An 11194-nucleotide genomic window follows, 5' to 3' on the forward strand; every position below is an offset into this window, starting at 1 on the left:
CGCCGCGACGTTTGTGGCCCTAGTCGTCCTTTGCAGATCCAAGCTCACGGAATTGTCCGATGAAGATCCTCCTCCTTGAGGACGACGTTGAACTGCGCACGCATGTCGAGCGCTCGCTGATGGCGGCAGGACACATTGTCGACACCAGTTCGACCGGGCCGGATGCGCTATTTCTCGCCACGAGCAATGCCTACGACGTGCTCGTGCTGGACAGAATGGTTCCCGGGCTGGACGGCCTCAGCATCATGAAAGCGCTGCGTGTCGCGCAGGACCGCACCCCGGTGCTGCTACTCACCGCGATGGACGGGATCGAGGACCGCGTGGAAGGCCTGGAAGCCGGTGCCGACGACTATCTCGTCAAGCCTTTCGCGGTCACCGAGCTGATCGCGCGTATTAATGCGCTGATGCGTCGCCCGCCGATCTCGGAGACGACAACGGTGCTGCGGGTCGGCGATCTTGAAATGCACCTGATCCGCCGCGCGGTAACGCGCGCGGGCCGCAAGGTCGAGCTTCAGGCGCAAGAGTTCAAGCTGCTGGAATACCTTGTTCGCCATGCCGGAGAGCTAGTGACGCGCACGATGTTGCTGGAAAATGTCTGGTCGTTCCATTTCGACCCGCAGAGCAACATCATCGAGAGCCACATGAGCCGCCTGCGCGCCAAAGTGGACCGTGGCTTCGAGCGCGAGCTGATCCAGACGGTACGCGGTGCCGGATACCGCATCGATGCCGGCTAAGCCGCTTCACCGCAGTGTCCTGCGCAGCGGGACGTTCCGCTTCGTCCTGCTGTTCGCGGCCATATTCGCAATCGGCTCGATGCTCGTGCTGTTCACCGTCCAGCGGCAGATCCACGGCTATGCCGATGCCGCGACGGAAAGCACCCTGAACGGTGAGGCGCGGATTCTGACCTCAGAGTATCGGGCTCTGGGCCTCGACGGGCTGAAAGATGCGATCGCCCGCCATTCCTATGGCCATGATCCCCAGTTCCGGTTTCGCCTGATGGAGGCCGACGGCCAGCTTCTTGCCGGGAACCTGCCCTCCACCGTCATGGTACAAGGGCCCGGAAAACTGAACGTGCGCGAGCCCCGCCCTGACGCACAGGGCATCCACATCGAAACCTTCCGCACGCTGGGCGTCACCCTGCCGGACGGACGCCACCTCGTGATCGGCACCGACACGTTTGACGTGCGCGAAATGATGGAGCGGCTGAACCGGTTCACACTAGCCTGCGGCATCGGCATCACCCTTTTCGCGCTGGTGGGCGGATACTTCGTCGGCAGCCTGTTCGTACGGCGATTGCATGGCGTGAACAGCGCCGTGAACCAGATCATGGCGGGGGCCCTGCACGAACGCCTGCCGACCATCGGGATGGGGCCCGAGTTCGATGAGCTGTCCCACAATCTCAACCGGATGCTCGATCGCATCCAGGGCCTGATGGAGGGACTGAGGCAGGTTTCCACCGACATCGCCCACGATATGCGCACGCCGCTCACCCGCTTGCGGCAACAGCTGGAAGCGCTGCGCGGACTGAACGAGGTCGAAGCTTACGAGGCGGGTGTCGGCGTGTCGCTGGAGCAGATCGATGCCATTCTCGGCATTTTCCGCGCGCTACTGCGGATCGGCTCGCTGGAAGGCGGGGTCGGCCGCACGCGCTTCACCACAGTGGACCTCAGCGAAATGATCACACGCGTCGGCGCCGCTTACGAGCCTGTGGCCGAGGATTCCGGCAGAGTGCTGAACCAGCAGATCACCCCCGGCCTTCTGGCGATCGGAGATGGGGAACTGCTCGCCCAGGCCGTGACGAACCTGATCGAGAACGCGATGACCCACACCCCTGTCGGTACGGAAATCACCCTCAGGCTTTCCGGCGAAGCGTACGGCGCACGGATTGTCGTTGCCGATAACGGCCCCGGCATCCCGGCCTCAGAGCGGGCCAAGGTGCTGGAGCGCTTCTATCGGCTGGATGCCAGCCGCAGCACGCCGGGATCGGGGCTCGGGCTGGCACTCGCCCATGCCATTGCAACACTGCATCATGCCGAGATCGGCCTGACGGATAACGCTCCCGGGCTGGCCATCGGCTTCACACTGCCGCCACGAGATGAGGGCCCGTCGATAGGGTGAGCCCACGTCCCGCTTTGACCTCATGATGCCATCTTGGGTTGATAGAGGCAGCCCGTCTCTCCGCTGCGGGGGGACAGAGCAGGTACCGCGACGATCGACAACAGCAAGGTGCAAGACGCCACGCCACGGTCCGAACCGCATGGCTACCCCCAGACATGCGGAAGCGGGACTTCGGCGATGTCTTGTCGGTAACGAAATCCGGAGTTGCAGATGTGGCCCTAAATCGCTTTCTTGCCGCAGCGATGTTGACCGGCATCATCGCCCTGATGCCGCTGCACCCTTCCCCTGCAGAAGTGATGCCCGCGTTCTCGATAGCTCCGGCCTCAGACAATCCGAACAAAAATTCCGGCGCCCTGACGGTGATGACCTACAACGTAAAAGGCCTGCCATCGCCGATCGCTTTCGGGCGGCCCGCCGCGCTGGCGGAGATCGGCCGCCGTTTGGCCGGCCTTCGCAGTCTCGGCAAGCAACCGCACATTATCGCCTTGCAGGAAGCCTTCACCTCCGATGCCAAGGCCATCGCCGCACGTGCGGGATATCGTTACGTCGTGTTCGGGCCTGACGCCGATGCTGCTGCACCGCTCACCATTGCAGGCTCTCTTGGCAGCAAGGTCAGGACACTGACCACGCAGGCGTCATGGTCGAAGGGCGAGACGGAAGGGAAGTGGCTGGATAGCGGCTTGGTCATCATGTCGGACTACCCGATTGTCCAGACGCGCAAGATCGCCTATTCCTCGAATGTCTGCGCAGGCTACGATTGCCTCGCCGCCAAGGGCGTGCTTGTCGCTTGGGTTCAGGTTCCGGGATCGCGGCACCCCATCGCCATCGCCGACACGCATCTCAATTCGCGCCATGCCTCGGGTGTAGCGGAGGCGCGGGCGAACCTGGCCTATGCCCTGCAAATCGGGGAAGCACAGCGCTTCCTCGCTAAAGCCGTATCGCCCCATACGAACCTGATCCTCGCCGGCGATTTCAACATCGGGCATGACGATACCCGTATCCAGACCGAAAGGCAGGCCTTTGACAATGCCTCCGATATGCAGGACGCCACCGCATCGGTAGAACGGCAGAGCCCCGCCTCGGCCGACATCATGGCTGTTCTGGAACACGCCAAGGACAAGCAGTTCTATCGCGCAGGGACGGGAAGCAAGCTGAGGTTTATCGACATGCATGTCCCCTTCGGAAAGGCCAACGGCGGCGAGACGCTGTCCGACCATTTCGGCTTCGTCACCTCTTACGCACTGGGCCAGCCTTCGGAATGAGCAACCTCCGCGCACGGCAAGCCTTGCTCCCAATGCACCCCAAACATTAAAAATAAACAATTTGCGACTGACTATCAGTATCTTCTAGGGACCACTCCTGATCCGCCTCCGACCACATTGAGCGAGGCACTTGGTAAAGCCCCAATCCTCCAGACGATGGACCGGCTTACCATCCACAGGAGGGCATCCCATTCGTACTTTGTTGCTTTCGTCCTGCCTTGTCGCCCCGGCGCTTGGTCTCGTCACGCCTGCCATCGCGCAAGACAACCGGAGCAGCGGCAGGGCGCCGGCAGATGCCGCCGCCAACGCCGATGAGATCGTTGTCACCGGCCGCGCGGCACCTGTCGCGAAAGGGGCGGACGATCGCTATCAGCCAACGCCCGACGCTTCGACACTGCGCAGCACGGCACCGATGCTGGAGGTGCCGCAGGCGGTGAACATCGTCTCGGCGCAAATCCTTCGCGACCAGCGCCCGCGTTACCTCGACGATGCTCTCGCGAACGTCAGCGGCATCACCCAGGGCAACACGCTGGCCGGCACGCAGGACACAATCATGAAGCGCGGGTTCGGTGGCAACCGCGACGGTTCGATCATGCACAACGGCATGCCGCTGGTGCAGGGGCGCGGCTTCAATGCAGCCGCGCAGAGCGTCGAAGTGCTCAAGGGTCCCTCCTCGCTGCTGTACGGCATCATGGACCCCGGCGGTGTTATCAATATCGTCAGCAAGAAGCCGGAACTGTCAGCCCACACCAGCGTCTCAGTAGCAGGGTCGACCTATGCCCACGCCCGCAACGGGTATGACCTGACGCTCGACACCACGGCACCGATCGGCAGCACCGGCCTTGCCTATCGTCTCGTCATCGATCATGTTGATGAGGATTACTGGCGCAATTTCGGCAAACACCGCGAGACGCTGATCGCGCCGTCGTTGGCCTATTATGGCGACAATACCAAGGTCGTCGTGTGGTACGAATATCGCGATTACCTGACCCCGTTCGATCGCGGCACGGCACTCGATCCCGATACCAAAAAACCGCTCGACATTCCCAAGACCCGCCGTCTTGACGAGCCCTTCAACAACATGTGGGGCAAGACGCACCTCGCGCAGACGTCGATCGATCAGCAACTGGGCAACGGCTGGGGCGCGCACGTCAGCCTGAGCTTCAACTCGGAAACCTACGACGCCAACCAGCTTCGCGTGACCGGCGTGAACACCACCACCGGCACCTTGACGCGCAGCAACGACGCCACGCACGGGGCGCTCAGCACCGACTATTACGGCACCGCCTATATCGACGGGCATGTCGATCTTCTCGGCATGCGCCATGATCTGCAAATCGGCGTCGAGGCGGAATCGCGCAAGATCTATCGCAAGGATCTGCTGCGTCAGAAAACCACCAGCACGTTCAGCTATCTCGATCCCGTCTACGGGCAGGAAGAACCGTCCAGCACGGTATCGGCAAGCGACAGCGACCAGACCGACAAGCTGCACAACTATTCGGTGTTCGCGCAGGATTCCATCCACGTAACCGACAAGCTGATCGCGATTGCAGGCGGGCGTGTTCTCAACTGGAACCAGATCGCCGGACGCGGGCGCCCGTTCACCACCAACACCGACACTGGCGATACCGTGATCCTGCCCCGCGCCGGGCTGGTCTACAAGTGGAGCCCGGTCTTCTCGCTCTATGCCAGCTACACCCAGTCGCTGAAGCCCGCCTCCACGATCGCACCGCTGACGGCAGGTGTCGTACTCGATTCCGGGTTCGCCCCCGAGCGTGCCCGCTCCTGGGAAATCGGTGCCAAGATCGACATTCCGGGCGGCATTTCCGGCACGCTCGCGGTCTATGACATTCACAAACGCAACGTGCTCGTTTCTCAATACAACGACGCGACCCAGTTGACTGACTATCGAACGGCGGGCGCGGCACGGGCCCGCGGCGTGGAGCTGGACCTTGCGGGTCAGGTTACCTCGCAGCTCAGCGCCATCGGCAGCTTCGCCTACCTTGACGGCAAGATCACGCAGGATCCGGACTATGCGGGGAACAAGCTGTGGAACGCGGCCAAGTTCACCGGCTCGCTGTCCGCCGTTTATGACGCAGGAGCGATTCTAGGACAGGACAAGCTGCGGTTCGGCGGTGGGCCCCACTATGTCGGAAGGCGTGCAGGCGATTCCGCCAACAGCTTCTTTCTCCCCTCCTATATCACCGCAGATGCCTTCGCGACGTATGAGACCCGCCTTGCCCGCCGCAATGTGACGTTCCAGTTCAACGTGAAGAACATCTTCGACAAGCTGTATTACCCTTCCAGCGTGAACACCTATTTCGTATCGGTGGGCGATGCCCGTCAGTTCTCGCTGCGAGCTACGGTGGACCTTTAAGCCCATGCTCAAATCCGCTTTCATGAGCCTGTTCCTGGCGCCGCTATGCGCCCTGCTGCTGTCGGCAAATCCGGCAGAGGCAGCAGTGCAGAAGCATGTGCTGCTTATCACCCAGACGGGCGGACCTAACGCGCCGGTCGATGCCAGGATCGCCGCGCATCTAGGATCACTCGGCTACGACGTTCGGCTTGTGAATCAAGACGCCGATCCGGCAAGTATCCGCGATATCGACCTGATCGTCCTGTCCTCGACCGTATCGGCCAAGGACGCCAATCTCGGCTGGCGCACCGTCGCCATTCCCCTGCTGACCTGGGAAAACGATTTTCTCGACGATCTGGCCATGACGGGCAAACGCCATGACACCGACTTCGGCGAAGTCGAAAAAGAGCGTTACCTGTGGATCGTCAATGCCCCGCACCCGATGGCAGGCGGCCTTCCAGCGGGCATCGCCAATGTCTTTGTCAAACAGGCCGGGATGAGCTGGGGCAAGCCCGGCCTTGGCGCCACCACCATCGCCACGATCTACGGCCAGCCTGAAAAGGCCGCGATCTTCGGATACGAGAAAGGCGCGACGATGGATTACGAGACCCTTGCGCCTGCCCGCCGGGTCATGATGTTCCTGGGTAACGACAGCTTCACGAACCTGTCGCCCGCCGGGATGACCCTGTTCGATAGCGCCATTGCCTGGGCTGTCGGTTCGACCGACGCCAAGTAAAACCGAAAACCCCGCTGGGCCGAAACGTCAAACGTCGGCCCAGCGGCGCAGCAGGTTGTGATAGAGCCCCGTCAGCTTGATGACGCGGGCATCGCCCTGCCCCTTTTCCGCCGCCAGATCCTGGATCGTACAGTCCAGATCAAACAGCGACTGGCGCGCTTCGTTCTCTCGCACCATGCTCTGGATCCAGAAGAACGACGCCAGCCGTGCGCCCGCAGTCACAGGGGTGACATGGTGCAGGCTTGACGCCGGATAGAGCACCATGTCGCCTGCGGCAGGCTTTACGCGCTGCTCGCCGAACGAGGTCTCGATCACCAGTTCCCCACCCTCGTAAGTGTCCGGCTCTGCCAGAAACAGCGTAGCGGACAGATCGCTGCGGATGCGAAAATCGCTGCCGCGCTGGATGCGGATGGCGTTGTCGATGTGACTGCCGAATTCACCGCCGCTCTCGTAACGGTTGAACAGCGGTGGAAAAACCTTGAGCGGCAGCGCGGCAGCGATAAACGTCGGGTTGCGTCCCAGTGCGTCGAGCACCAGCGCGCCCAATCTCCGGGCGGCGTCCGACCCTTCTGGCAATTGCAGGTTGCGCTTGGCCATGGCCGACTGGACTCCGGAGGTGGCGTTGCCGTCCTGCCAGTCAGCCTGCGCCATCAGCTGCCGGACATGTGCGACCTCAGCCTGATCGAGTACGCACGGAATAACAATCATGACGACCTCAGAACAAAAGGAATGGTGACGATACCCTGGACCAGCACCGGCTCGCCATTGCGAACCACGGGCTTCCATCGCCATTTGTGAACGGCGGCCAGAGCGGCCTGATCGAGCCTTGCCGATCCGCTGCTTCTGGTAACATCGACAGAGGAGACCCGCCCATCGATCCCAAGCAGCAGCTTGAGCACGACCGTACCCTGCTCGTGCTTGCGGCGCGCGTCGACCGGGTAGACCGGCGGAACGGCCGAGATCATGCTCGACGACAGATCGCTGGCCGTCATGATGCTGGGCTCGGCGGCCGGGGCAGGCGCGCTCTTCACCGCAGTTGGAGCAGGCGCGGAAGCCTGCGTCATTGGCGCTGTCACGGATGCCGGGTTTGGGCTTGCCGTCACCACGACCGGCGGCACCTGCGTCCGCGTTGCAACGCGGATCGGCACTAGCGGCACGGGCTTGGAGGGCAAGGCCTTCGCTTTGCTGGGCTGCTGCCTCGCCTTTGGCGCAGCGGCAGCGGGCTTCATCAGGTTGAGGGTCACCAGTGCAGGCTCGCGTCGTACGTGCCGGGCCGAAACCATATTCAGCAACGTCAGTACCCCCGCCCCACCGAGCACGATCAGAGCCGACATAGCCGCAGCAAGGGGCCGCGACCCTGCAGATGGGCGATAGCCCGTCCCATCGAAGCCGCCCGACTGGATTACGCCGGGATGCTCCGTGCCGCTGTCGCCATGCTGGTCATGCATTGCGCTGAAAGAAAGTTTCGCCGCCATGGTCTCGCGTCAGTCTTACCGTGCACCATCGGCAGCGAGAGCCGCAAGGCGCGGATCGGACTGCTGCATCAGCCAACCGCGCATCTGCTCCGTGAAACGTGCTGTCGCGGTTTCGGGGACGCGCGCCAGCCAGATCAGGGCCTCGTCGATGCGACCATCCTCGACCAGAATACGCGCATGATTGAACTGTCCGCGAAAGTCGCCGAGTTCGGCGGCGCGGCGATAATGCCGCGCGGCAATCGCACGATCTCGTTCAACGGCCCAACCGTCTTCATAAAAACTGCCGATCATGTTGATCGACTTGGGATGACCTTGCTCGGCCGCCTTGCGGAACAAGGCCAGAGCCTGCTGCAGATCGCACGACACGCCATCGCCCAGGGCCAGCAGCGTCGCCAGATTGTACTGTCCCCAGTCAAGGCCACGCTCGGCCGCAGCGCGATACCACAAAGCGGCCTGCGCCTTGTCGATGCGCGTGCCCCAGCCATGTTCGATACACCGGCCGACCATATTCATGCCCATCGGATGTCCGGTCTGCGCCGCTTTTCCGAACCACGCCAACGCCTCTATCACACTGCGCTCGGCACCGCCCAGCCCTTCCAGACGCATCTGCCCCAGACGAAGCTGTGCTTCAGCCGAGCCACCCTCTGCCGCGGCCTGCAGGGTAGCAAGCACCGTCTCCGGCGCGCCCGACAGCAGAGCGGCGAGATCCTCTCGATCCATCGCATTGAGTTCGGCCAGCGTGGTCATAGTAAATTCCTGAAAAACGAACGGCGGGAGCCAGTCACCGCCCCCGCCGTCCTTGCAGCCATCAGTAGGTGATGCTGAGCGTGCCCATTACCGTCCGGCCTGCGGCCTGATGCGCGTAGTGCGTTGCATAGGCCTGATCGAAGTAGCGCTTGTTCGTCAAGTTCAGCGCGTTGACCCGTAGCCCGATCATGTCCGTGATCTGGTACGAAGCATTCGCATCGAAGCGCCAGTAGCTGGGCACATACGTCGCGCGGGTCTTCGTGATGACGACCACACCGTTCTGGATCGTGCGGCTATCGGAGAAACCGCCGTAGACCCGGCTCATGTAGATGGCGCCGCCACCCACAGTCAGCTTCGGCGTCACCTTGTAATTGGTGAAGGTCGTGAAGCTGTACTTGGGGGTATTCGGGAACGGATGCCCGGTCGCAGCGGCAGGCGCGGTCAACGAAACGCCGTTCACTGTCGTGGTGGTCAGGCCTGCGTTCAGCACCTTGGATGGCATGTAGACGAAGCCGCCGAACACGTTCCACTGCGGCGTGATGTTGCCGTTATAGCTCACCTCGACGCCGCGCACCCGCTTGGTGCCGACATAGGACAAGCTGCCATCCGGGTTCGTCGTCCGTGCATTGACGGTCTTGGTCTGGAAGACATCGACCGACAGCGACAGGTTATTGTCGAACAGATCCCACTTCGTGCCCAGTTCATACGACGTCGTCTTCTGGACCTTGAAGTCGTTAGGATCAATGTTCGCGGTCGTCACAGTGTTGTCTTCCGAACCCTGCCCGATAAACGAGCCCGGCGGGATCGCCGACTTGGCCGTCGAGAAGTAGATGCTGCCGTTCGATGCCGGCTTGATCAGCACCCCGGCCTGATAAGTCCACAGATCATTCTTGGTGTTGACCCAGGTTCGCGATGCTGCGGAGGTGGCCGTAAGGCCTGCACTAGCATTGGTCGAAACGTGATCGTAACGCCCCCCCAGATTGACCAGCAGCCAGTCGGTCAACGTCATGGTGTCGAACAGCGAGGCCGAATAGTCGCTCGAATTGGTCAACGTCTGCGTCTTGGGCAGGCTCTTGACGATGGCGGTCTCGGTCGTCGACGTGTCACTGGTGTAGCTGGTCCACGCATCGTAGGCGTTCGGATTGGCAACCGTCGTGCAATAATAGCGCTCCAGCGTAGCGGTGTTACAGCGCGGGCTGACCGTCGAACCCGTGGAAATCGCTGCGCCGGTCGCGGCGTTGGACACGAACGAGCCATAGGCCGAGTTCTGCCAGTTGTATTCCAGGCTCGCCGAGAAGCTATGCTTGATGCCGCCGGTATCGAACTTGCCGGTCAGATCGGTTTGGTTGGTCAGGCTTTCATAGAAGCCGTAGCGCGTGTTGGCGCGGCGCCATACGGTACCGGTGTTGTAGACGTTGCCTTGTGAATCATCGGGCTGCGTCCAGACATATTCCTGATAGTTATGCGAATAGCGCGTCGTATTACGGATGACGAAACCGTTGTCGAATTCGTGCCGGAAGCGCGAGGTGAACTCGTTCACCGTCGTATGGCGGAAATCGCGATCTACCAGGCCGTAATAGGCATTTCGTGGCACGTGAATGCTCTGGCCATCCGCCGTGGTGTAGTCGGTCGCCGGGCCGGTAAGGGCATTGGTGGTCGGCTGATTGTTCAGCGTGGTCGTGTACGGAATGCCGGAATCGGGTAGTTCGTTGGTATGCAGGTGATAGTAGTCCAGCGTCAGGCTGGTCGGACCGTTCAGCCCAAGCGTGATCGACGGTGCGACGCCCCAGCGCTTCTGGAACACTGGGCCACGGCCCGCCACATCCTGATCGTGATACATCGCGTTCAGGCGGACGCCGACGAAATCGTTGATCGGCTGGTTGATATCGACCGTGACGCGCTTGTAGTCATCACTGCCGTAGGTCGCGTCCATCTTGGCGAACCGGTCTGCGGTCGGCGCCTTGCTGACGATGTTGATCGAGCCGCCAGCATTACCGCTGCCGCTCTGCACGCTGTCCGAACCCTTCACGACTTCGATCGACGACACGGCGAACGTCTCGCGAGACGAAGCGCCGATGTCGCGCACGCCGTCCATGTAGAGCGAGTTCTGGCTGTCGAAACCGCGAATGAAAGGCCGGTCGCCGAGCGGGTTGCCGCCCTCGCCCGCGCCCATCGTGATGCCCGGAACGGTGCGCAGTGCATCGCTCAGCGTGGTGGACGCCGTATCTTGCAGCACTTGCTGCGGGATGACGGTGATTGAACGCGGCGTATCGATCAGCGGCGCGGTATACTTGGGCGAATCCATCCGCTCGGTCTTGTAGACGCTCTCGTCGATCGCGGTATCTGTTACTGTCACGCCGCCCAGCACGGTCGTCTGCTCGTCCGACTGGCGCTCGGTGGTCTGCGCCTGTGCGGGCACGGCCGAAGAGATGATGCCGACGGCACCGAGCGCAAGAAAGCTCGGGCTGCTGGCGGATAGGGTTCGTGGTCTGGTCAAAAT

General features: G+C 62.0%; 9 protein-coding genes. 5 read left to right on the forward strand and 4 right to left on the reverse strand.

Annotated features, from left to right (window positions below; genetic code table 11):
• Positions 1-59: 59 nt before the first annotated feature.
• From AC3EC3_RS12975 to AC3EC3_RS12995, 5 genes are all read left to right on the forward strand, one after another.
• A complete protein-coding gene (locus tag AC3EC3_RS12975; RefSeq protein WP_488490032.1) occupies positions 60-734 on the forward strand; it encodes a winged helix-turn-helix domain-containing protein in 675 nt (224 codons plus the stop codon).
• Positions 724-2118, forward strand: a complete 1395-nt coding sequence (locus AC3EC3_RS12980; protein ID WP_488490033.1) for a sensor histidine kinase — start codon at positions 724-726, stop codon at positions 2116-2118. The genes AC3EC3_RS12975 and AC3EC3_RS12980 overlap by 11 nt, the downstream gene beginning before the upstream one ends.
• A gap of 242 nt (positions 2119-2360) precedes the next feature.
• Entirely contained in the window at positions 2361-3380 is a 1020-nt protein-coding gene (locus AC3EC3_RS12985) for an endonuclease/exonuclease/phosphatase family protein (RefSeq protein ID WP_488490034.1), read from the forward strand.
• Positions 3381-3582: 202 nt separating this feature from the next.
• Entirely contained in the window at positions 3583-5757 is a 2175-nt protein-coding gene (locus AC3EC3_RS12990) for a TonB-dependent siderophore receptor (RefSeq protein ID WP_488490035.1), read from the forward strand.
• A 22-nt stretch (positions 5758-5779) separates the two neighbouring features.
• Complete coding sequence (locus AC3EC3_RS12995) at positions 5780-6472, forward strand: hypothetical protein (RefSeq protein ID WP_488490036.1); 693 nt, start codon at positions 5780-5782, stop codon at positions 6470-6472.
• 27 nt (positions 6473-6499) lie between these two features.
• Here AC3EC3_RS12995 and AC3EC3_RS13000 read toward each other — a convergent pair whose 3' ends face one another.
• The 4 genes from AC3EC3_RS13000 to AC3EC3_RS13015 all read right to left on the reverse strand — a co-directional run bounded on the left by AC3EC3_RS13000 (position 6500) and on the right by AC3EC3_RS13015 (position 11191).
• Complete coding sequence (locus AC3EC3_RS13000; RefSeq protein WP_488490037.1) at positions 6500-7180, reverse strand: Fe2+-dependent dioxygenase; 681 nt, start codon at positions 7178-7180, stop codon at positions 6500-6502.
• A complete protein-coding gene (locus AC3EC3_RS13005; protein WP_488490038.1) occupies positions 7177-7920 on the reverse strand; it encodes an energy transducer TonB in 744 nt (247 codons plus the stop codon). Before AC3EC3_RS13005 ends, AC3EC3_RS13000 begins: the two co-directional genes overlap by 4 nt.
• Positions 7921-7962: 42 nt before the next feature.
• Complete coding sequence (locus AC3EC3_RS13010; RefSeq protein ID WP_488490039.1) at positions 7963-8694, reverse strand: tetratricopeptide repeat protein; 732 nt, start codon at positions 8692-8694, stop codon at positions 7963-7965.
• Positions 8695-8755: 61 nt separating this feature from the next.
• Positions 8756-11191 (reverse strand): TonB-dependent receptor, encoded by a 2436-nt coding sequence (locus AC3EC3_RS13015; protein WP_488490040.1) that lies wholly within the window; start codon positions 11189-11191, stop codon positions 8756-8758.
• Positions 11192-11194: the final 3 nt, after the last annotated feature.

The sequence above is a fragment of the Novosphingobium sp. BAM6 genome (assembly GCF_057784955.1).